Origin of the sequence: Brachymonas sp. J145, from assembly GCF_036312245.1 — a bacterium.
GTDB lineage: Bacteria > Pseudomonadota > Gammaproteobacteria > Burkholderiales > Burkholderiaceae_C > Brachymonas > Brachymonas wangyanguii.
The window spans coordinates 13,162-34,853 of the sequence record NZ_JAZDCI010000004.1 but is presented as its reverse complement, the minus strand read 5'-3'; the positions used below and the strand labels follow the sequence as shown (position 1 = coordinate 34,853).

The 21,692-nt window shown below is 65.4% G+C and carries 21 protein-coding genes; 12 read left to right on the top strand and 9 right to left on the bottom strand.

Going from position 1 to position 21,692, the window contains the following annotated elements; translation table 11 throughout:
• Positions 1-133: 133 nt before the first annotated feature.
• Both alr and V1261_RS05390 read left to right on the top strand, forming a co-directional pair.
• A complete protein-coding gene (alr, locus tag V1261_RS05395) occupies positions 134-1,273 on the top strand; it encodes an alanine racemase (RefSeq protein ID WP_329770603.1) in 1,140 nt (379 codons plus the stop codon).
• Between the two features lie 81 nt (positions 1,274-1,354).
• Positions 1,355-3,211, top strand: coding sequence for a choice-of-anchor I family protein (locus V1261_RS05390; RefSeq protein WP_329770602.1), 1,857 nt, complete (start codon positions 1,355-1,357; stop codon positions 3,209-3,211).
• Positions 3,212-3,287: 76 nt separating this feature from the next.
• Here V1261_RS05390 and V1261_RS05385 read toward each other — a convergent pair whose 3' ends face one another.
• The 4 genes from V1261_RS05385 to tkt all read right to left on the bottom strand — a co-directional run bounded on the left by V1261_RS05385 (position 3,288) and on the right by tkt (position 8,026).
• Complete coding sequence (locus V1261_RS05385) at positions 3,288-3,737, bottom strand: DMT family transporter (protein WP_329770601.1); 450 nt, start codon at positions 3,735-3,737, stop codon at positions 3,288-3,290.
• Positions 3,738-3,927: 190 nt separating this feature from the next.
• Positions 3,928-4,734 carry a carbon-nitrogen hydrolase family protein gene (locus V1261_RS05380; protein ID WP_329770600.1) on the bottom strand — a complete coding sequence of 269 codons (807 nt, stop codon included), beginning with the start codon at positions 4,732-4,734 and terminating at the stop codon, positions 3,928-3,930.
• A gap of 166 nt (positions 4,735-4,900) precedes the next feature.
• Positions 4,901-5,905 (bottom strand): type I glyceraldehyde-3-phosphate dehydrogenase, encoded by a 1,005-nt coding sequence (gene gap / locus V1261_RS05375; RefSeq protein WP_329770599.1) that lies wholly within the window; start codon positions 5,903-5,905, stop codon positions 4,901-4,903.
• A gap of 45 nt (positions 5,906-5,950) precedes the next feature.
• Complete coding sequence (tkt, locus tag V1261_RS05370; RefSeq protein ID WP_329770598.1) at positions 5,951-8,026, bottom strand: transketolase; 2,076 nt, start codon at positions 8,024-8,026, stop codon at positions 5,951-5,953.
• A 115-nt stretch (positions 8,027-8,141) separates the two neighbouring features.
• On the opposite strand from tkt, the gene V1261_RS05365 reads away from it, so the two are divergent.
• Positions 8,142-8,921: a nucleotidyltransferase family protein gene (locus V1261_RS05365; protein WP_329770597.1), complete on the top strand. Its 780-nt coding sequence runs from the start codon at positions 8,142-8,144 to the stop codon at positions 8,919-8,921.
• Positions 8,922-8,963: 42 nt separating this feature from the next.
• On the opposite strand, the gene V1261_RS05360 is transcribed toward V1261_RS05365, so the two are convergent.
• Positions 8,964-9,524 (bottom strand): cytochrome b, encoded by a 561-nt coding sequence (locus V1261_RS05360; RefSeq protein WP_329770596.1) that lies wholly within the window; start codon positions 9,522-9,524, stop codon positions 8,964-8,966.
• Positions 9,525-9,741: 217 nt separating this feature from the next.
• Between V1261_RS05360 and V1261_RS05355 the strand changes: the two genes are divergently transcribed.
• Positions 9,742-11,151, top strand: coding sequence for an aminopeptidase P N-terminal domain-containing protein (locus tag V1261_RS05355; RefSeq protein ID WP_329770595.1), 1,410 nt, complete (start codon positions 9,742-9,744; stop codon positions 11,149-11,151).
• 12 nt (positions 11,152-11,163) lie between these two features.
• Here V1261_RS05355 and V1261_RS05350 read toward each other — a convergent pair whose 3' ends face one another.
• Positions 11,164-11,628: an Lrp/AsnC family transcriptional regulator gene (locus V1261_RS05350; protein ID WP_329770594.1), complete on the bottom strand. Its 465-nt coding sequence runs from the start codon at positions 11,626-11,628 to the stop codon at positions 11,164-11,166.
• Positions 11,629-11,903: 275 nt separating this feature from the next.
• Here V1261_RS05350 and V1261_RS05345 point away from each other — a divergent pair, with 275 nt between their 5' ends.
• The 5 genes from V1261_RS05345 to V1261_RS05325 all read left to right on the top strand — a co-directional run bounded on the left by V1261_RS05345 (position 11,904) and on the right by V1261_RS05325 (position 14,539).
• Complete coding sequence (locus V1261_RS05345) at positions 11,904-12,476, top strand: MOSC domain-containing protein (protein WP_329770593.1); 573 nt, start codon at positions 11,904-11,906, stop codon at positions 12,474-12,476.
• A gap of 18 nt (positions 12,477-12,494) precedes the next feature.
• Positions 12,495-13,415 carry a DMT family transporter gene (locus tag V1261_RS05340; RefSeq protein WP_329770592.1) on the top strand — a complete coding sequence of 307 codons (921 nt, stop codon included), beginning with the start codon at positions 12,495-12,497 and terminating at the stop codon, positions 13,413-13,415.
• Between the two features lie 96 nt (positions 13,416-13,511).
• Entirely contained in the window at positions 13,512-13,763 is a 252-nt protein-coding gene (locus tag V1261_RS05335) for a dodecin family protein (protein ID WP_329770591.1), read from the top strand.
• A gap of 155 nt (positions 13,764-13,918) precedes the next feature.
• On the top strand, positions 13,919-14,221 hold the full coding sequence (locus V1261_RS05330; protein ID WP_329770590.1) for a type II toxin-antitoxin system RelE/ParE family toxin: 303 nt from the start codon (positions 13,919-13,921) through the stop codon (positions 14,219-14,221).
• Between the two features lie 3 nt (positions 14,222-14,224).
• Complete coding sequence (locus tag V1261_RS05325) at positions 14,225-14,539, top strand: addiction module antidote protein (RefSeq protein ID WP_329770589.1); 315 nt, start codon at positions 14,225-14,227, stop codon at positions 14,537-14,539.
• Between the two features lie 50 nt (positions 14,540-14,589).
• Here the strand turns inward: V1261_RS05325 and V1261_RS05320 are convergent, their stop codons facing one another.
• A complete protein-coding gene (locus tag V1261_RS05320) occupies positions 14,590-17,511 on the bottom strand; it encodes a DNA topoisomerase III (RefSeq protein WP_329770588.1) in 2,922 nt (973 codons plus the stop codon).
• A gap of 165 nt (positions 17,512-17,676) precedes the next feature.
• On the opposite strand from V1261_RS05320, the gene V1261_RS05315 reads away from it, so the two are divergent.
• Together V1261_RS05315 and V1261_RS05310 are read left to right on the top strand one after the other, a co-directional pair.
• Positions 17,677-18,489, top strand: coding sequence for a biotin--[acetyl-CoA-carboxylase] ligase (locus V1261_RS05315; RefSeq protein ID WP_329770587.1), 813 nt, complete (start codon positions 17,677-17,679; stop codon positions 18,487-18,489).
• Between the two features lie 51 nt (positions 18,490-18,540).
• Complete coding sequence (locus V1261_RS05310) at positions 18,541-19,770, top strand: thiamine phosphate synthase (protein WP_329770586.1); 1,230 nt, start codon at positions 18,541-18,543, stop codon at positions 19,768-19,770.
• 23 nt (positions 19,771-19,793) lie between these two features.
• Here V1261_RS05310 and V1261_RS05305 read toward each other — a convergent pair whose 3' ends face one another.
• Positions 19,794-20,276 (bottom strand): copper resistance protein NlpE N-terminal domain-containing protein, encoded by a 483-nt coding sequence (locus V1261_RS05305; protein ID WP_329770585.1) that lies wholly within the window; start codon positions 20,274-20,276, stop codon positions 19,794-19,796.
• 127 nt (positions 20,277-20,403) lie between these two features.
• Here V1261_RS05305 and V1261_RS05300 point away from each other — a divergent pair, with 127 nt between their 5' ends.
• A complete protein-coding gene (locus V1261_RS05300; protein WP_329770584.1) occupies positions 20,404-21,180 on the top strand; it encodes a 5'-methylthioadenosine/adenosylhomocysteine nucleosidase in 777 nt (258 codons plus the stop codon).
• Between the two features lie 3 nt (positions 21,181-21,183).
• On the opposite strand, the gene V1261_RS05295 is transcribed toward V1261_RS05300, so the two are convergent.
• Positions 21,184-21,624 carry an HIT family protein gene (locus V1261_RS05295; RefSeq protein WP_329770583.1) on the bottom strand — a complete coding sequence of 147 codons (441 nt, stop codon included), beginning with the start codon at positions 21,622-21,624 and terminating at the stop codon, positions 21,184-21,186.
• Positions 21,625-21,692 lie beyond the last annotated feature (68 nt).

Sequence of the window (21,692 nt, the reverse complement as noted above, 5' to 3'; positions counted from 1 at the left end):
TGGGGTGCCTGCCGCTGCGGCAGGACATCCTCGTAGTATGCGCCAATTGGCTGGCGGTTTGATGACGGCCGGCAAAATCCCCGTGCATTCTGTTTGCCGGGCGCATAATCGGGAGCTTCTGAACGAGTCCGCCATGCCACGCCCGATCCACGCCCTGATCCATACCGATGCCCTGAGCCACAACCTGCAACGCTGCCGCCAGGCCGCTGGCGAGGCGCGCGTCTGGGCGGTCGTCAAGGCGAATGCCTATGGCCATGGCATCGAGCGCGCCTACGAGGGCTTGCGTGGTGCCGACGGCTTTGCGCTGCTGGACCTGGCCGAGGCGCAGCGCATCCGCCAGCTCGGCTGGCGCGGCCCGATCCTGCTGCTGGAAGGCGTGTTTGATCCGCGTGACCTGGAGCTGTGCTCGCGCCTCGGGCTCTGGCACACGATCCATAGCGACGAGCAGATCCACATGCTGGCCGGCCACAAGACGCTGCAGCCGCACAAGGTGTTTCTCAAGCTCAATAGCGGCATGCACCGGCTCGGCTTTGCGCCGGAACGCTTCCGCGCCGCCTATGCACGGCTGCAGGCACTGCCGCAGGTGGAAGATATCGGCCTGATGACGCACTTTGCCACCGCCGATGTGGCCGTGCCCGGCACTGCCACCGCCTGGCAGGCGTTCCAGCAGGCCACGGACGAGCTGCCCGGCGAGCGCAGCGTCTGCAACAGCGCCGCCCTGCTGCGCGACCCGGAGATTGCCGAACAGACCGACTGGGTGCGCCCCGGCATCGCGCTGTATGGCAGTAGCCCGGATTTTCCCGATCACGGCATCGCGCACTGGCAGCTGCAGCCGACCATGAGCCTGCGCAGCGAGCTGATTGCGGTGCGTGAACTGCAGCCCGGCGATGCGATCGGCTATGGCGGCACCTTCACGACAGAACGGTCGCTGCGCGTCGGCATCGTCGCCTGCGGCTATGCCGATGGCTACCCGCGCGTTTGCCCGACCGGCACGCCGGTGCTGGTGGGCGGCCACCGCAGCCGCACGCTGGGGCGCGTGAGCATGGACATGCTGGCGGTGGACCTGACACCGGAGACGACGCAGATCCCGGCCGACTTCGACACCCGTGTGGGCACGGAAATCACGCTGTGGGGCCGTTCCAGCGGCGGCGCGCTATTGCCGATTGACGAAGTGGCTGCGGCGGCCGGTACGCTGGGCTACGAGCTGATGTGCGCGCTGGCGCAGCGCGTGCCGACCGAGGTGGATGGCGCGGAGCCGCTATCGGCACCCTGAACCTGGTGGTTTTCCGGCGCTTCACGGATGTGTAACAAAGAGCAGTTACAAACAGGAACTTTCAACCTGTTTTTAACTGCCATGTCCAAGCTGACCACATTCCCCCGCCACCTGCTGCTGTCGCTGGTGGCTGCTGCCGCCCTTGCTGCCTGCGGCGGCGATGACAACAAGCCTGCTGCTCCCGCTGCCCCGGTAGAGGCCACGCCCAAGACTGTGGTGCTGGAAAAGATCGGTGCCTATGACAGCGGCGTGTTTGGCGAAAGCGCTGCCGAAATCCCGGCGTTTGATGCCAAGAGCAAGCGCGGCTTCATCGTCAACGCCCAGAAGGGTGCCGTGGACGTGATCGACATGACGGATCCGGCCAAGCCGGAGCACATCGGCACGATCGATGCCACCAAGCTGCTGCCCGGCGCCTCCATCAACAGCGTGGCCGTGCATGAGGGCCTGGTGGCCGTGGCCGTGCAGGCCGCCACCAAGACCGACAAGGGCCTGCTGGCGCTGTACAAGGCCAGCGACCTGAGCCTGCTGGGCCAGGCCGAAGTGGGCGCCCTGCCCGACATGCTGACCTTCACGCCGGACGGCCAGACCGTGCTGGTGGCCAACGAAGGCGAGCCGAGCGATGACTACCAGATCGATCCGGAAGGCTCGATCAGCGTGGTGGACGTGCGCGATCCGGCCAAGCCGGTGGTGCGCACCGCCGATTTCAAGGCCTTTGACAAGGCCGAGCTGCTGAAGAAGGGCGTGCGCGTCTTTGGCCCGAACGCCACCGCCGCCCAAGACCTGGAGCCGGAATACATCGCCGTGTCGGCCGATGGCAAGACGGCCTGGGCGTCGCTGCAGGAAAACAATGCCTTCGCCATCATCGATGTGGCGAATGCCAAGGTGACCGATATCGTGCCGATGGGCTTCAAGGACCATGGCAAGGACGGCAATGGCATTGATGCCAGCGATACCGACCTGAAGGTGGATATCCGCACCTGGCCTGGCGTGCGCGGCCTGTTCCTGCCGGATGCGATTGCCGCCTACGAGGTGGACGGCAAGACCTATCTGGTGAGCGCCAACGAGGGCGATGCACGCGCCTGGGGCGAGGACAACAAGGCCTACTGGGCGGGCGACGCCAGCAAGGGCTTTGTCGAGGAGTTCCGTGCCAAGCACCTGATCAACGCCAAGGGCTGGTCTGGCCGCGCCGGTGACGACCTGCCGCCGCAGCTGGCGGCCATGGCCAAGGGTGGCCTGCTGAACCCGGCCGTGTTTGGCTACTGCGGTGCCGAAGCCGGCAAGCCGGGTGACTGCCGCGAAGACGACCAGCTGGGCCGCCTGACGGTGACCTGGACGCAGGGCTACCAGACCAACGCCGACGGTTCGCCCAAGATGTACAACGCCTCCGGCGTGGCCGACCCCAAGGGTGACCGCCTGATGTACGACGCACTGTACGCCTACGGTGCGCGCTCCTTCTCGATCTGGAATGACAAGGGCCAGCTGGTATGGGACTCCGGCGATGCGATGGAGCAGTTCCTGTCCAGCGACAGCTGCAAGGCCGGTGCGGCACGCAATATCCCGTGCAAGGACTTCTTCAACTCCAACCACGAAGCTGGCAGCTCGATGGACAACCGCAGCGACAACAAGGGTCCGGAGCCGGAAGGCGTGACTGTCGGCAAGATTGGCGAGAAGACCTTTGCCTTTATCGGCCTGGAGCGCATGGGTGGCGTGCTGGTGTATGACATCAGCAAGCCGACGGCCCCGGAGCAGGTGGATTACATCAACACGCGTGAAGACTGGACGATCAAGGATCCGTCTACCGTGAAGGCGGGTGACCTGGGTCCGGAAGGCCTGGCGTTTATCCCGGCAGCCCAGTCGCCTAACGGCAAGCCGCTGCTGATGGTGGGCAACGAGGTGAGCGGTACGACCTCGATCTACCAGCTGATCCTGACCTATTGATCCCCTAAGTCAGGCCTGGCCTGACTGACGGATGCAACCGGCTGTGGCCCTGTGCCGCAGCCGGTTTTTTCATGCCTCAACCGCGCGTGACGAGCAGCGCGCCAACCAGCACCAGCGCGGCACCGAGCAGGCGCGTAGCGTTGACTTCACGCAGCGGCATGCCGAGCAGGCCAAAGTGATCCAGCACCAGCGCCATCAGGATCTGGCCGGCAACGAACAGCACGATCATGCTGGCCGCGCCAATGCGCGGTGCTGCCAGGATGCTGGTGAGCACAAAGAACGCCCCGAGCGGTCCGCCCAGCCACATCCACCACTGCGTCTTGCCCAGTTCGGCCATGCTGGGCAGGCCACCGCGCAGCGCGCCAAAGTAGACCAGCAGCAAGGCCAGCGTGCCCATGGCAAACGAGACCAGGCTGGCCAGCACCGGGCTGCCGAGCAGGCCACTGCGCAGCTGGCTGTTGATGGCGGCCTGGATCGGCATGGCGCTGCCGGCGATGATGACCATGGCTATGAGGGCTTCGCGCATGGGGGTCCTTTAAATGAAAAAGCGTCACAGAAAGATAGTGCACCGGCAAGAGAAGCAGGCAGATAGCCAGCCTCGCGCATGGTGCCATTTCCAGGCTACCCGGGCAGCCTACACGACGCCAGCATGACAATGCCCCGCCAGCGCCAGCTGTACGGGGCAGGTGATCAGGCAGATGGCAGACGCAGAGCGTTTACAATCGTCGATGCCCCAGCGCCGGCAGCTGCTGGCGCATCTCCTGCATCATCTCCCAGTCACAGTTGGCCGTCACCACGCCGGCATCGTTGGCGCGTTCGGCCAGCAGCTTGCCCCAGGGGTTGACGATCATGGTCTGGCCCCAGGTGCGGCGGCCGTTTTCATGGCGGCCACCTTGTGCCGGGGCCGCCACATAGGCCAGGTTCTCGATGGCACGTGCGCGCAGCAGGATTTCCCAGTGCGACTGGCCAGTGGTGTAGGTAAACGCGCTCGGCACCACGATCAGGTCAGCCGCCAGCTGGCGGTACAGCTCCGGGAAGCGCAGGTCATAGCAGGTCGACAGGCCAACACGCCAGGTGTGGCCATCCGTGGACGGCAGGTCAAACGTCACCGGCTCGGCTCCCGCCACTTGCACACGCGACTCGTCATAGCTCTCGCCACCACGGTGAAAGGCGAACAAGTGGATCTTGTCGTAGCGCGCCACCTGCTTGCCGTCCGGGTTGTACACCAGCGAACTGTTGGTGACACGATTCGGATCCTCGCTGCGCAGCGGAATTGCGCCGCCCACCAGCCACAGGTTCAGGTCATTCGCCATCTCGGCCAGGAAATTCTGCAGCGGGCCCTGGCCCGGCTCTTCCGCCAGCTCCAGCTTCTGCTCGTCGCGCAGCGCCATCTGGCAGAAGTACTCGGGCAGGATCGCCAGCTCGGCACCCTTGCCGGCGGCCTCGCGCAGCAGCTCCTGGGCAGTGATCATGTTGGTGGCAACCGAGGTGCCGGACACCATCTGGATGGCGGAAACTTTCATGCAACAGCTCCTGACTGGGCAGCACCCGTGCTACCGGATTTCTGAAGGGGGGATAGCCTGATGATAAGCCACGCGCCGGCGCTTGCCGCTCCGCCAGACGACGGATATGAAAAAGCCGGCCTGATCTGCATCAGGCCGGCTCGTGACTCAGGTCAGGCGGAGACGCTTACTTGGCGTTCACGACCTTGACCATGTCCAGGCAACGGTTGGAGTAGCCCCACTCGTTGTCGTACCAGCTCACCAACTTGACGAAGTTGCCGTCCAGCGCGATGCCGGCTTCGGCGTCAAAAATGCTGCTGCGGGCATCGCCACGGAAGTCGGTAGCCACCACCTTGTCTTCGGTGTAGCCCAGCACGCCCTTCATCTTGCCTTCGGACTGGGCCTTCATTTCGGCGCAGATCTCTTCGTAGCTGGCAGAGTTTTCCAGTTCCACGGTCAGGTCAACCACGGACACGTCAGAGGTCGGCACGCGGAAGGACATGCCGGTCAGCTTGCCCTTCAGGGCCGGCAGCACCACGCCCACGGCCTTGGCAGCGCCAGTGCTGGACGGGATGATGTTTTCCAGGATGCCGCGGCCACCGCGCCAGTCCTTGTTGGACGGGCCGTCCACGGTCTTCTGGGTGGCGGTAGCAGCGTGCACGGTGGTCATCAGGCCGCGCTTGATGCCCCACTTGTCGTTCAGCACCTTGGCCACGGGTGCCAGGCAGTTGGTGGTGCAGGACGCGTTGGAGATGATCGGCTCGCCGGCGTAGCTGGCGCAGTTCACGCCGTGCACGAACATCGGGGTGTCGTCCTTGGACGGGGCCGACATGATCACCTTCTTGGCGCCGGCGTCGATGTGCTTCTGTGCGCCTTCCTTGGTCAGGAAGATGCCGGTGGACTCGATCACCACGTCCACGCCGATCTCGCCCCACTTCAGGTTGGCCGGATCCTTTTCGGCGGTCAGGCGGATGGTCTTGCCGTTCACCACCAGGTTGTTGCCCTCGACCTTCACGTCGCCCTTGAAGCGGCCGTGCACGCTGTCGTACTGCAGCATGTAAGCCAGGTAGTCGGGCTCCAGCAGGTCGTTGATGCCAACCACTTCGATCTCGTCACCGAAGTTCTCGACAGCAGCGCGGAACACGCAACGACCGATGCGGCCGAAGCCGTTGATGCCTACTTTGATTGCCATGGGATTTTCTCCTTGATATATGAAACTGGAAACCGGAAAAAAAGTTCAGTTACCGAGCACGGCCTGCACCTGGGCAGCCACGTTATCGGCAGTGAATCCGAAATGCTTGAACAGCGCGCCTGCCGGAGCAGATTCGCCATAGGTATCGATACCGACCACGGCCGCACAGCCGTACTTGTACCAGAAGGCAGTCACGCCCATTTCCACCGCCACGCGCGGCAGGCCGGCCGGCAGCACGGTCTGGCGGTAGGCCTCGTCCTGGCGGTCGAAGGTGGTGCTGCTGGGCATGCTGACCACGCGCACTGCCACGCCCTGTTCGGCCAGCTGCTTCTGCGCCTCGACCGCCAGCTGCACTTCGCTGCCGGTAGCGATCAGCACCGCCTGCGGCGACTGGCCGTCAGCCGGATCGGACAGCACGTAGCCGCCCTTGTGGATGATGCTCAGGTCATGCTTGGGCAGATAGGGCAGGTTCTGGCGGCTCAGCAGCAGTGCCGTGGGACGCTCGCGGTTCTGCAATGCCACCGACCAGGCGACCGCCGTTTCGGCGGTATCGCACGGGCGCCAGACATCCAGGCCCGGAATCAGGCGCAGGCTGGCGGCGTGCTCGATCGACTGGTGCGTCGGGCCGTCTTCACCCAGGCCGATGGAATCGTGCGTGAACACGTGCACCACGCGCTGCTTCATCAGCGCCGCCATGCGGATCGCGTTGCGGCTGTAGTCGCTGAAGGTCAGGAAGGTACCAGCGTAGGGGATGTAGCCGCCATGCAGCGCCACGCCGTTCATGATGGCCGCCATGCCAAACTCGCGCACGCCGTAGTTGATGTGGCGGCCGATCTGACCGTCTTCGGTCTTGACCACGGCACCGGCGGCATCGACGCGGAAGGCCGGCGTGGACGGGGTGTTGGTCAGGTTGGAGCCGGTCAGGTCGGCACTGCCGCCCAGCAGCTCGGGCATGGCGGCGGTAAAGGCGTTCAGCGCGATCTGGCTAGCCTTGCGCGATGCCACGGTCTCGGCCTTTTCGGCAGCCTGCTGCGTAGCCTGGATGCAGATGCGGGCGAAGTCATCGCTCAGCTGGCCGTTCATGCGGCGCAGGAATTCGGCGGCCAGAATCGGGTGTGCCATGGCGTAGCCGGCAAACACGCTGTCCCAGGCAGCTTCGGTCTTCTGGCCGGCGTCGCGTGCGTCCCAGGCGGCGTAGACCTCCTGCGGAATCTCGAACGGGCCATGTTCCCAGCCCAGCGCCTGGCGCGTCAGCGCGATTTCCTCGGCGCCCAGCGGTTCGCCGTGCGCCTTGGCGGTATCGACACGGTTCGGGCTGCCCTTGCCGATATGCGTCTTGCAGATGATCAGCGTGGGCTTGCCGTTGCCGACCTTGGCCTGGGCGATGGCGGCGCTCACGGCAGCGGCATCGTGGCCGTCGACCGGACCGATCACGTTCCACTGGTAGGCCTCGAAGCGCTTGGCGGTATCGTCCACGAACCAGGGCTGCACCTGGCCGTCAATGCTGATGCCGTTGTCGTCGTACAGCGCGATCAGCTTGTCCAGCTTCCAGGCGCCAGCCAGGGCACAGGCCTCGTGGCTGATGCCCTCCATCAGGCAGCCGTCACCCAGGAACACATAGGTGTGGTGGTTGACGATGTCGTGGCCCGGACGGTTGAATTCGGCCGCCAGCAGTTTTTCTGCCAGTGCCATGCCCACCGCGTTGGTGATGCCCTGGCCCAGCGGGCCGGTCGTGGTTTCCACGCCCGGGGTGATGTCGACTTCCGGGTGGCCCGGCGTCTTGCTGTGCAGCTTGCGGAAGTTTTTCAACTCGTCCAGCGGCAGCTCGTAGCCGGTCAGGTGCAGCAGCGAGTAGATCAGCATCGACGCATGGCCATTGCTGAGCACGAAACGGTCACGATCGTGCCACTGCGGGTTGGACGGGTTGTGACGCAGGTGCTGGCCCCACAGGGCGACAGCCATGTCGGCCATGCCCATCGGGGCACCGGGGTGACCGGAATTGGCCTGCTGTACGGCATCCATGGACAGCGCGCGAATGGCATTGGCCATGGTGGTGGCCGATACGGTGGAGGTCATGCGGGTGGACTCCGGGGTGTGGATGAAATGGGAAATACCCTCCATTTTAACCTTGTCAAGCGCAATTGCAGCAAATGGATACAAGGCACAGACGCAGGCAGGGAATTACAATCCCGCCAGACCCGGACGCACCCGGCGCCGGCCAGCCCCACTCCTGCCCATGTCTGACGCTGTCACCCCGAGTACCCCCCGTTCCCCGGCCCAGGCCATGCTGCTGGCTGCCGGCCGCGGCAACCGCATGCGCCCGCTGACCGACCACACGCCCAAGCCACTGCTGCAGGTGCAGGGCCGGCCCTTGCTGGAGTGGCCGATGCGCGCGCTGGCCAGCCAGGGCTTTACCGAGTTGCTGGTCAATACCGGCTGGCTGGGCGAGCAGATTCCGGCCTGGTTTGGCGCGCACTATGCGCACGGCCAGCCGCTACCCGCCAGCACACTGCGCTACTCGCGCGAAGAGATCGATTTTGGCCAGGCGCTGGAAACCGCCGGCGGCATTGTGCGCGCGCTGCCGCAGCTGGCCGATACCTTCTGGCTGGCCGCCGGCGATGTCTTCGCGCCGGATTTTGTCTTCAGCCGCAGCGCATACGCCCATTTCAAGGCCAGTGACGCGCTGGCGCACCTGTGGCTGGTGCCGAATCCGGAACACAACCCGGCCGGCGACTTTGCGCTGGATGCGCATGGCGTGCTGCACGATACCGCGCGGGATAACAGCAGCCTGCCGCGCTACACCTACAGCACCATCGCCCTGCTGCGCCGCGAGCTGTTCCAGCCGCCCTGGTGCGAGATTCCACCGGGCAATCCGGCTGGCGTGGTGGCGGCGCTGGCACCGCTGCTGCGCGCCGCCATGGCGCAGGGCCGCGTCACCGGCAGCCTGTACCACGGCAGCTGGGTCGATGTCGGCACGCCGGAGCGCCTGGCAGCCATCAACAGCCAGGCCCGCTGACCGGATCGATCAGCGGGCCCTGGCAGGATCAGGCTGCAAGGATTACTGCAGCGGCTTGCCCAGCATGCGCTTCAGCGTGCCGTCCTGGTCCATCAGGTGGTGCTTGAACGCACCCGCCACGTGCAGCACGATGGCGCCCAGCATCACCCACAGCAGCAGGCCGTGCACCTGGCGGGCATTGCGCGCCATGGCACCGTCCAGCGGCAGGTTCTTGCCGGGATTAGCCAGATCCGGGTTGTTGGCCACCAGTTCCAGGCCGAACAGCTGCAGGCCGTTGCCGCCCATGATCGACATCACCATGCCGGACAGCGGGAACAGCACGGTACCGATCAGCAGCACCCAGTGCACCAAACTGGCCAGCGCATTCAGGCCGGCGCCCTGCTGGCCCAGCGGCTTGGGCATGCCGTTGATCAGACGGTGGATGACGCGCCACAGCACGAACACCGCAATCACCACGCCAAAGGACTTGTGCAGGCCGTACAGCGCATAGGTCTTGGTTTCGGCCATGTACCAGCCGACGCCCATCAGCACGATCATGAACAGGGCCACGATCCAGTGCAGGAATACCGTGGTGGTGGAGAGTTTTTGCAGGGTATCTTTCATGGAATGTCTCAGGAATGCAGGCGGCAGGTGCGCCGGGAAGCGGCCGCAACTGCAGGCCACGCCCAATCCGGACACGCCGCAATCCCGCGCGTCCATCAGGGTTACCCCCGAAAATACCTGATTACTTTGTAGATTGTATGTTTCCGCAACGGCTTCTTGCAACCAGCTGTAACCAAGCAGGCCGCCGCAGCCTGGCCGCTCCATGCACAATAGCTCCATGCACGATTCCGCCTCCTCCTCCCCGTACGCCGCGCGCCGCGCCCGGCTGGCGCAACAGCTCGGCCCGCGCGCCGTGGCCGTGATCCCGACTGCACCCGAGCGCGCTCGCAACCGCGACAGCGATTTTCCGTACCGGCACGACAGCTACTTCTATTACCTGACCGGCTTCACCGAACCCAACGCCACGCTGGTGCTGCGTACCGATGCGCACGGCCAGCCCCACGGCACGCTGTTCTGCCAGCCGAAAGACCTGGAGCGCGAGATCTGGGACGGCTACCGACTCGGCCCGGAGGCGGCCGTGGCCACGCTCGGCATCGACGCCGCCTTCAGCCAGGCGCTGATCGACCAGGAAATGCCGGCCCTGCTGGATGGTGCCGACGTCGTTGCCTACCCGTTTGCCACCCATGCCGGCCTGGAAGGCCGCATTGCCGGCTGGCTGGACGGCGTACGTGCGCGTACCCGGCTTGGGGCCGTGACGCCCTCACGCCAGCTCGATGCCTGCACGCTGCTGGACGAGATGCGGCTGGTCAAGGACGCGCACGAACTGGCCATCATGCGCCGTGCCGCGCAGATCAGCGCCCAGGCCCATGTGCGCGCCATGCAGGAAAGTGCACGCCTGCTGCGCATGGGCGCCGATGCGCGTGAATACCATCTGGAAGCCGAGCTGCTGCACGAATTCCGTCGCCACGGCTCGCAGTTCCCCGCCTATACCAGCATCGTTGCCGCCGGTGCCAATGCCTGCGTGCTGCACTACCGCGCCGATACCGCGCCGCTGCGCCCCGGCGAGCTGGTGCTGATCGATGCCGGCTGCGAGCTGGACGGCTACGCCAGCGACATCACGCGCACCTTCCCGGCCGATGGTCGCTTCAGCGCCGAACAGCGCGCCGTGTATGACGTGGTGCTGGCGGCACAACAGGCTGCGGTAGACGCCACCGCACCGGGCCGCCGCTTCAATGACGCGCACCAGGCCGCGCTGGAAGTGCTGGCGCAAGGCCTGCTGGATCTGGGCATCCTGGATCGCAGCAAGGTCGGCGGCCTGCAGGACGTGCTGGAGCAGCGCGCCTACCAGCCTTTCTACATGCACCGCACCGGCCACTGGCTGGGCATGGATGTGCACGATTGCGGCAGTTATGTGGAACCGTCCGAGGCCGATCAGACGCAGGAGCGATTCGATCCGGTCAGCGGCAAGACCGTGCTGGAGCGCCCGAGCCGCATCCTGCAGCCGGGCATGGTCACCACCATAGAGCCCGGCCTGTACATCCGCCCGTCCGATACGGTGCCGGAACGCTTCTGGCACATCGGCATCCGCATCGAGGACGATGCGGTGCTGACCGACAGCGGCTGCGAGCTGATCACGCGCGGCGTGCCAGTCGATGCCGACGAGATCGAGGCATTGATGCGCGGCTGATGACCGCCAGGTTCACCCGATCGGCACTGGCCGCTCGTCCAGCACGCGCCGCATGACAAAGCTGGAATGCACGCCGGTCACCCCCTCGATGCGGGTGAGCTTGTTGAGCAGCAGGTGCTGGTAGTGGTCCATGTCGCGCACCACCACCTTGAGCTGGTAATCCGACTGCTGGCCGGTGATCAGCAGGCATTCCAGCACCTCGGGAATATCGCCGACCAGCGCCTCGAAGTTGGCAAAGCGCTCGGGCGTGTGCTTGTCCATGGAAATGCTGATCAGCGCCATCAGGCTCAGGCCGAGCCGGCGCGCATCGACCAGCGCGCGGTAGCCGGTAATCAGGCCGGCCTCCTCCAGCGCACGCACGCGCCGCAGACAGGGCGAAGGCGACAGCCCGATGGCATCGGCCAGCTCCTGGTTGGACATGCGGCCATCGGCCTGCAAGGCCTTGAGAATGGCGCGATCGTAGCGATCCAGCTCCATATCTTCCACCCCTATGTGTTATTGCGCAATTTCCTGCCAATATTGTGGCGCTGCAGCATAAAAATCGCAAGTTTCTGCTGCACCTGCACAACTAAGATAACACCCATGCAACAAGCAACAGCGACCCCGGTCTGACACCCCACCCACAGGTGCAGACTCCCAGTCAGGGCTTGTGGCCCACCCGATCCGGGGCAAGCCGCAAGGAGATCAGCCGCCCACCAGGCAGCCATGGTCAGGAGTGATACAGTGGCGGCATCGTAACCCGGTGCCGCCACTTGTCTTTTGTACTGCTCAGCCTCAATGTCGCGCTTGCCAGTCCGCTGCTGATGCAGGGACGCAGCGTGCTGTCCGGCATCCGCAAGCGCGGCACGCCCGATACCCTGGCCGTTGGCAAACTCGGCCTGCAGGGCGATGAACAGGCCGACCTGGATGTGCACGGTGGCCTGCGCAAGGCCGTCTACGCCTTCCCGTCCGAACACTACCCCTGGTGGCAGCAGCAGCGCGCGGCACGCGGCGCGCCTGATCCCGAACAAATCCTGCCCTGGGGCTTTCTGGGCGAGAATCTCACCCTGCAGGGACTGACCGAAGCCGATATCCATGTGGGCGACCAGCTGCACTTTCCCGATTGCGTGCTGCGCGTGAGCGAACCGCGTCAGCCCTGCGACAAGCTGGTGCACGTCATGGGCTATCCGCAGGCCGCGCGCGACATGGTGCAGCACGAACGCTGCGGCTGGTATCTGGCCGTGGAACAGGCGGGTAGCCTGCGCGCCGGTCAGCACGGTACGCTGGTCCCCGGATCCCGACAAACCCCGGTCGCCAGCCTGCTGCGCCGGCACCGCAACCTCTGACCCGAGTTTCCCCACACCATGGACCTGCGCCAACCCCTGGATACCCGCGCCTACCTGCTGATGCTGCTGCTGTGCACCATCTGGAGCCTGCAACAGATCACGCTCAAGGCCACCGCCGCCGACTTTTCGCCCACGCTGCAACTGGCGCTGCGCTCCGGCATTGCCGCGCTGCTGGTCTGGGGCATGATGCGCTGGCGCGGCGAGCAGCTCACGGTGCGCGATGGCATCTGGAAGCCCGGCCTCGCCGTCGGTGCGCTGTTTGCCTTCGAATTCCTGCTGATCGGCAAGGGGCTGCAATACACCACCGCCGGCCACATGATCGTGCTGCTGTATTCGGCACCCATCTTTGCCGCGCTCGGCCTGCACTGGAAGCTGCCGTCCGAGCGGCTGTCGCCCCTGCAGTGGCTGGGCATCCTGCTCGCCTTTGCCGGCATCGCCGTCGCCTTTCTCGGCCACGGCACCGATACCAACCTGGAGATGCTGATCGGCGACCTGCTGGCCGTGGGCGCGGCCATCCTCTGGGCGGCCACCACGGTCACCGTGCGCACCACGCGCCTGGCCACGCTGCCGGCGACCCAGGTGCTGTTCTACCAGCTGGCTGCGGCCTTCGTGCTGCTGCTGCCCGGTGCCTGGCTGATCGGCCACACCACCCTCCACATCGATGTGCCCATGGTCTGGGCTGCGCTGGCGTTCCAGGCGCTGGCAGTCTCCTTCTTCAGCTACCTGGTCTGGTTCTGGCTGCTGCGCTTCTACCTGGCCTCGCGCCTGGGCGTGCTGTCCTTCCTGTCGCCGCTGCTCGGCGTGGTGCTGGGCGCCTGGCTGCTGGACGAGCCAATCGAGCGCAACTTCATGATCGGCGCCGCCATGGTGCTGGTCGGCATCGTGCTGGTCAGCGGTCACGCCTGGCTGCAGCAAGTGCTGACACAGCGCCGCACCTGAGCGCTTCTCCTACACCGGCACAAGCGCCGTTCCGTAGCGCGCTGCATACCGGCGCGCGTACGCTGGAGTCTCCATATCCACTCACAGGAGATTCCCATGTCCGTAGCCAAAGTCCTCGAAATCAGCGCGTCCAGCACCAAGAGCTTTGAAGATGCGATCCAGACTGGCATCAACCGCGTCAACACCAGCGTCGATCAGGTGCAGGGTGCCTGGATCCAGGAACAGAAAGTCGTGGTCGACGCCGGCAAGATCACCGAATACCGCGTCAACATGAAAGTGACCTTTATCGTGCAGGACGTGGCCGAGAACACCTCGCCGGCGAAGAAGGTGGCTGCGCGGAAGAAGTAAGCGATGCAGCGGGGCCGCGCTAGCCGAGGTTCCGCTGCAGACTTGAGATGGTGGCGCCAGCTCCAGATAGGACACAAAATTAATACATTGGAATTAATTTATCACTTAAAATCCCTGCTCCAAATGCTTGACAGCCGTGAACAGGTGATTACACTGTGTCCATATTCTCGATCGAACAAACGCATGAATTTTCCTTCTGGCTGAAGCACCTGAAAGATGATGTCACGCGGAGACGCCTGCTATTGCGGCTGCGAAAAGCCAGCCTCGGCAATCTCGGGGACACTGCCCCTGTTGGCGAAGGCGTCATGGAGATGCGGGAACATTTCGGCCCGGGTTGGCGCATGTACTACCTCCAGCGCGGCTCCAGGCTGATCGTGATGCTCGGAGGCGGCAACAAGGCCAGCCAGTCCAGCGATATCGTCAAGGCCAGGCAACTGGCTGCCCGCGTTCAGGAGTAAACCATGTCCACTACCTCAACTGAGCCTGCGCTGGAACTGACACCTTTCGATGCAGCCGACTACCTCAAGGACGAAGCCGACATCACCGCCTATATCAACTTGGCGCTGGAGGATGGTGACCCGGCCCTGCTGCTGGCCGTCCTCGGTGACGCAGCCCGCGCACGCGGCATGACACAAGTGGCCGAACAATCCGGCCTGACACGCGAAGCACTCTACAAGGCCTTGCGGCCCACGTCACGGCCCCAATTTTCCACTGTGGCACGCGTCATGCGCGCCCTGGGCATACGGCTGGTGGCGCAAGTCGAGCAAACTGGCTGACTTCCTGCCCCTGAACGTTCGGACGTCAAGGGCCACGTCAGCCCTGCCACTCAACTCACATGCTTGCCAATCAACCCCGCCAGCGCGAACATGTTGACGCTATCCGCGCCCAGCACCGGGCGCAGCTTTGCATCGGCAACGATGGTGCGCTTGTCCTTTGGATCCTGCAGGTTGTGGGTCTTGATGTAGTCCCAGATCTTCTTCATGGCCTGCGGACGCGAGATCAGCTCGTCGCCGATCACGGCGGCCAGCTCGGCGCTGGGCTTGAGTGTGCCGGCAGCCGGAGCGCGTTTCTTTTTCTCGGCAGCGGACTTGGCAGCCTTGGGTGCCTTGGCTGCGGTTGATTTCACCGCTTTCACGGCCTTCGCCGCCTTGGCGCCAGTCGTCTTTGCCGCGGCACTGCCACGCGCAGCGCCCGCCTTGCCGGCACGCGGCTCGAATTCGAAGCCGACCTTGCCTGCATCCGCATCCCAGACCAGGAAGGCCTTGAAGGCGCGGCGCGTGCGGTTGGAAATGAACTTGTCCAGCAAGTCGGTCTTGCCGGTTTCCAGCAGCTTGCTCAGCTGCTCGTGCGTGATCGGCTGCTGCAGGATGATGCTGCCGGTCTTGAACTTGCAAGTGGGCGTTGTCTGCTCCAGCGTGGGCACGGCTTTTTCGCAGACGTAGTTGCTGCCATATTCGACCACGCGGCTGCCGCAGGACGGGCACTTGCCGAGCGACTGCGCCTGACTCAGGTCCAGCAGCTCGCCGCTATCCTCATCGCCCTTGTCGCCAAAGTCGAATTCCAGCTTATGGTTCTGCGACTCCTCGTCAAAGGTGAGCTTGAGTTCGGCGGTGAACGGCCAGCCGGCCTTGCTGCGGAAGCCTTCCAGCGGGCCAACCTGCTTGTCGCGCAGCAGCTGCTCGACTTCGGCATCTTCAAAGGTGCGGCCGCCGGGGATCTTGCTGATGGAGAAGCCGCATCCTTCGCCCGCGCCGTTGGCACCGGTGCAGCTGTAGCGGCGGTAGTTTTCCTTGACCACGCCGCCACAGGTCGGGCACGGCGTCTGCAGCGTGACGTAATCACCCGGCACGGTATCACGATCGTATTCCTTGGCCTTGCGCACGATGCGCTCGGTCATGGCGGCAATGTCCTGCATGAATTCAGCCCGGCTCAGTGCGCCCTGCTCGATCTGCGCCAGCTTGCTTTCCCAGTTGCCGGTCAGGGCCGGCTTGCTCAGCTCTTCCACTTCCAGGCCGCGCAGCAGCGTCATCAGCTGGAACGCCTTGGCGGTGGGGATCAGCTCACGGCCTTCGCGCAGCATGTATTTTTCGCCGATCAGGCCTTCGATGATGGCGGCGCGCGTGGCCGGCGTGCCCAGACCCTTGTCCTGCATCGCCTCGCGCAGCTCGTCGTCCTCGATCCACTTGCCAGCGCCTTCCATGGCTCCGAGCAGCGTGGCTTCGCTGAAGCGTGCCGGCGGGCGCGTCTTCAGGCCCTTGGCCTGGGCCGATTCGGTCAGCACCTGCTCGTTCGGCTGCACCGGCACCAGATGCTTGCTGTCCTTGCCATCCTTGTCGTCAGCGGTTTCGCTGGCGGCTTCCTTGCCGTAAATCGCCAGCCAGCCCGGATTCACCAGCACCTTGCCGTCGCTGCGGAAATGGTGCTGCTGCACTTTCGTGATGCGGGTGGTGACCATGAACTCGGCGCTCGGGAAGAACACCGCCATGAAGCGGCGCACCACCAGGTCGTAGAGCTTGCGCTCGGCCTCGCTCAGGTTGCCGGGCGCCTGCAGCGTCGGGATGATGGCGAAGTGATCGCTTACCTTGCTGTTGTCGAAAATGCGACGGCTCGGCTTGATATAGCCCTTGTCGATCGCCTGGCGCGCAAACGGCGCCAAGTGGCTCATGCCGCTGTCGGCCAGCATGGCAAAGGTCTGGTGCGCCACGCCCAGATAGTCCTCTGGCAGGTAGCGCGCATCGGTACGCGGATAGGTCAGCGCCTTGTGGCGCTCGTACAGGCTTTGCGCCAGGCTCAGCGTGGTCTTGGCGCTGAAGCCGAACTTGCCGTTGGCCTCGCGCTGCAGGCTGGTCAGGTCAAACAGCTGCGGAGAGGCCTGGGTGCTGGGCTTTTTCTCTTCGGTGACGCTGCCGGTCTGGCCGCGCACGGCATCGACAATCTCCTGCGCCTGCTGCTGGTTCCACAGGCGATCCGCCTTGGCCTCGGCGTCATCGCTCTTCTTCCAGGCCGGATCAAACCACTTGCCCGGGTACAGGCCAGCCTGCGCGGCAAACTCGGCATGCACCTCCCAGTAGTCGCGGCTGACGAACTTGCGGATCTTTTCCTCGCGCTCGACCACGATCGCCAGCGTCGGCGTCTGCACGCGGCCGACGGTGGTCAGGAAGAAGCCGCCATCGCGCGAGTTGAACGCCGTCATGGCACGCGTGCCGTTGATGCCGACCAGCCAGTCGGCCTCGCTGCGGCTGCGTGCGGCATCAGCCAGGCCCTGCATGTCGGCATTGCTGCGCAGCTTGTCGAAGCCGTCACGGATCGCCTGCGGCGTCATGCTCTGCAGCCAGAGGCGCTTGACCGGCTTGCCCAGCGGCTTGGCGCCACCGGCATACTGCTCGATCAGGCGGAAGATCAGCTCGCCCTCGCGGCCCGCGTCACAGGCGTTGATCAGCTCGCTCACTTCCTTGCGCTTGACCAGGCGCGTCACGGCATTCAGGCGCGACTTGGTTTTTTCCACCGGCTTCAGGTCGAAATGCGGCGGGATCACCGGCAGGTGGGTAAAGCTCCACTTGCCGCGCTTGACGTCGTATTCTTCGGGCGCCTGGATCTCGACCAGGTGGCCGACGGCGCTGGTGACAATGTAGCGATCGTTCTCGAAATAGTCGTCATGCTTGCTGAAAGCGCCGGCGACCGGCGTCAGGGCGCGCACAATATCTTGCGCGACCGAAGGTTTTTCCGCGATGACCAGTGACTTGCTCATGGGATGATGGGATTCCTGTATATATCTCGTGCTGCGGCCAGCTGGTACGCTGCCAGTGGCGGCAGCATACCGCAGCTGACGCACAATGCGCAGCAACATTTCCTTTTTATAAGCTACCACAAGCTGGCAGCCCGCTGTTTCCTTTCCTGACAAACCGATTCCCGCATGCCCGCCTCCCTGACCCTGAACTGGCCCGCCGAAACCCTCTGGAGCCAGATCGAACCGCACTGGCCCGGCTTCAGTGTGGAAGTCCTGCCCACACTGGACTCGACCAACAGCACGCTGATGGAGCGCGCCCGCGCCGGCCAGGCCTGGCCGGTGCTGCTGGTGGCCGAACAGCAGACCGCCGGCCGCGGCCGCATGGGCCGCAGCTGGGTCAGCGAGCAGGCCGTGGGGCAGTCGCTCACCTTCTCGCTGGGCGTGCCGATGGACGAGGCCGACCTGTCCGGCCTGTCGCTGGTGGCCGGCTGCGCGCTGGCGCAAGGGCTGGACCCGCTGCAGCGCCACGGCATCCAGCTCAAGTGGCCGAATGACCTGTGGCTGCAGCAGCGCAAGCTCGGCGGCATCCTGGTCGAAGTCTGCATCCTTGGCCGGCAGCGCTACGCGGTGATCGGCTGCGGCATCAATGTGGCGCCGCCGCCGGTGCTGCCGCCAGCCGCCGCCGGCCAGACCAGCGTCACGCCACCGGCCTGGGTGCAGCAGTTTGCGCCAGACGTGCTCGCACCCGAGGTGCTGCTGCAGGTGGCCATGCCGCTGGCACTGGCGCTGAAGCAGTTTGCCGTGCAGGGTTTTGCCCCCTGGCAGGCCGAGTTTGCCCGGCGCGATGCCCTCGCCGGCCAGCTGGTCCGGCTGTCGGATGGCAGCGAGGGACTGGCCAGCGGCGTCAACGCCCAGGGCGGCCTGCTGATCCGCCAGGCCGACGGCCAGCTGCACGAGGTGCTGAGCCAGGAAGTCAGTGTGCGTCCGGCCGGCGGCTGAATCCGCTACCATGCCAGCAACAGCCGGAGCCTTCCGGCGCACGGAATTGCCATGAACCACTCTCCTGTTTCCCCCGCCGTGGTGCATCTGCTGGACTGGCAGGCCGCCCTGGCCAGCCAGCCTGATGGCCTGTCCGAAGCCGCCCAGGACGCCGCGATTGCCGACTGGGCACAGCGCTGCTGGCTGGACCTGGCCGTGGCGCTGCCGCACCAGCACCACGCCATACTGGCGCACCCGGGCAATCTGCAGACCGCCGCACGCTGCTACCTGTACGCCGGCGAAGCCGCCAGCGGCTGGCTGCACTCGCCGCTGCACGGCACGCCCGAGGCACCGCACTGGAACGCCGACAGCGCCGCGCTGGCCGATGAAGCGGCACGACTGGCGCTGGGCCGCGGCTTTTGCGCCGCCGATGCCGCCGTGCTCGGCCTGATGGGCGCGCTTGCCGCCATCGATGCGCGCAGCAACACCCTGCCGGAGGATTTCACGCGCCAGCGCCGCCATTTCCCGCTGCTGGGCGCACCGCGCGCCCTGCCCTTTGCCAGCATGCCGCGCAGCCTGCGCCAGCCGGCACACCCGCATCGGCTGTACGCAGTGATGGGCGATGCCGACTGGGTGATCCGCTGCCTGGAGCTGGGCGTGAAACTGGTGCAGCTGCGCCTGAAAAACCCGGCACCCGGCGAGCTGGACACGCAGATCGCGCGCTGCGCCGATGCCGCCAGCCGGCATGGTGCGCTGCTCTTCATCAATGACCACTGGGAGGCCGCACTGCGCCACACGCTGCACCGCAACAGCCATGGCATTTACGGCATCCACCTGGGGCAGGAAGACCTGCAGCAGCTGTCCGATGCCGATCTGGACCGCATCCAGCTGGCTGGCCTGCGCCTGGGCCTGAGCACGCACAGTCTGTGGGAGCTGTCACGCGCACTGCGCACGCGCCCGAGCCATCTGGCCTGCGGCCCGGTGCACGCCACCACCACCAAGGACATGCCCTGGATCCCGCTGGGCAACAGCAACGTCGGCTGGTGGGCGCAGCTGCTGCATGCCGATGCCGGCAGCGACCATCCGCCACTGCCGCTGGTCGCCATTGGCGGCATGACACCGGTGCGCGCGCAGGCAGCCGCTGCCGCCGGCGCGGACATGGTGGCGGTGGTGAGTGACATTACCGGTGCGGCCGATCCGGCTGCTGCGGTGCAGGCGCTGGAGCAGGCGATTGCCAGCGGCCAGGCGCAGCGTGACGCCCAGCCAGCCCCGACCTGGCCGGAGCCGACGCTGCCAGCCTGAGAGCGCCAGGCGCTACGGCGCGATCAGAACTTGCGGAACACCAGCAGGTTGCGCTGCGCTTCAGCCTCGCTCATGATGTCGGTGCTGATGCGCGTCAGGCCGGCACGGCCGACGTTCAGGCGCATGTTCTCGTCCTTGGACGCCAGCTGGATCACGCTGTTGCTGGCATCCCAGCGGAAGCGGCCATTGCTGGTAAAGCTGTAGGGCTGGGTACGGCGCTTGACCGTGGTGGACAGCGTGTAGGTGTTGCCGCTGTTGAGCGTCAGCACCTGGTCGATGCCGGTGCAGCCGGCCGGTGCATTGCTAGGACAGCGGCTGCTGCCGATATAGCGGCCGGGCCAGTTCACGCTGTAGCGCGCACCCTGTACCGGGGTGGGAGCGACCTGGGTGACACCGGAACCGGTGCTGGGGCCACCGGCACAACCGGCCACGATCACGGCACCAGTCGTGGCCAGGGCGGCCAGCGCCAGGCGCGACCAGGAGGAAAGGCGGAAAAACTGCTTCATGAGGGGTATCCTGTTGCGGGCATGCGCCGGCTGGCGGCATGCAAGGCGAGGTAATGGCATCGAATGTACCCCTATCTGCCGGCAACTCCCGCGATCCGACAAGTCCTGTTACGATTTCCCCATGACCATGAGCACTTCCCCCGCCCCCATCGGCATCATCAGCGCGCTGCGTGACGAACTGTCGGCCGTGCTGCTGCGCATGCCGCCCGAAAGCCAGCAGCGCATTGCCAACCGCAGCTTCCGCCAGTGCCACTGGCACGACCAGCAGGTGGTGGCGGTGTTGTCGCGCATTGGCAAGGTGGCCGCTGCCACCACCGCCACGGCGATGATTGAGCGCTACGGCGTGCGCGCCATCGTGTTTACCGGCGTGGCGGGTGGTCTGGGCGAAGGCGTGAATGTGGGAGACCTGGTGGTGGCGCGCAGCTTTCTGCAGCACGACCTGAACGCCTCGCCGCTGTTTGCGCGCCACGAGGTGCCGCTCTACGGCCTGACGCGCTTCCGCACCGATACCGACCTGAGCGATGCCCTGGCCAGCGCCGCGCGCCAGGCGCTGTCCGAGCCGACCGGCCTGCTCAGCGAACAGGCGATGCAGGACTTTGGCCTGCAGGCACCACAGGTGCACGAGGGCCTGATCCTGAGTGGCGACCAGTTCATCAACACCGCGCAGGACAGCGCGCGCCTACTGGCCGAGGTGCCCGATGCACTAGCCGTGGAAATGGAAGGCGCTGCCGTGGCGCAAGTCTGCCACGACTATGGCGTGCCCTTTGCCGCCATGCGCACGATTTCAGACCGCGCCGACGACCAGGCGCATGTGGATTTTCCGCGCTTTACCGAACAGGTGGCCAGCCATTACAGCGCGGCGGTGCTGGAACAGCTGCTGGCGCACTGGCCGCAGCCGGACTGAGCCTCAACCCAGCCGCGCGCGCAGCCGCTCGGCATAGCCCTGCAGCACGTCAAAGCCCGGCTCCTTGCGCGGCCAGCTCAGCGCGATGCCGTCATCGGCATGGCGGGGCACCACGTGCAGGTGGAAGTGGAACACGGTCTGGTCGGCTTCGACACCATTCGCCTGCAGCAGCGTGATGCCGGGCGGGTCGAACTCGTCGACGATGGCCTGGGCGATTGTCTGCGCCGCCTGCATCACGGCAGCCGCCTCTTCGGGCGTGAGCTCCAGCAGGTTGGCTGCGTGGCGTTTGCTGGCCACCAGCACATGGCCGGGGTTGACCTGGCCCAGGTCCATGAAGGCGATCGTCAGATCGTCCTCATGCACCTTGGCAGACGGAATCTCGCCGGACACGAGGCGGCAGAAAATGCATTGTCCGGGCGGGGAGGTATCGACAAACTTGGGCATGGTGTAGCGGTTTCGGATCGGAATGCCCCGAGTGTGCCGCAGCGCGGGCGGCCTGTCGGCCACCCCCG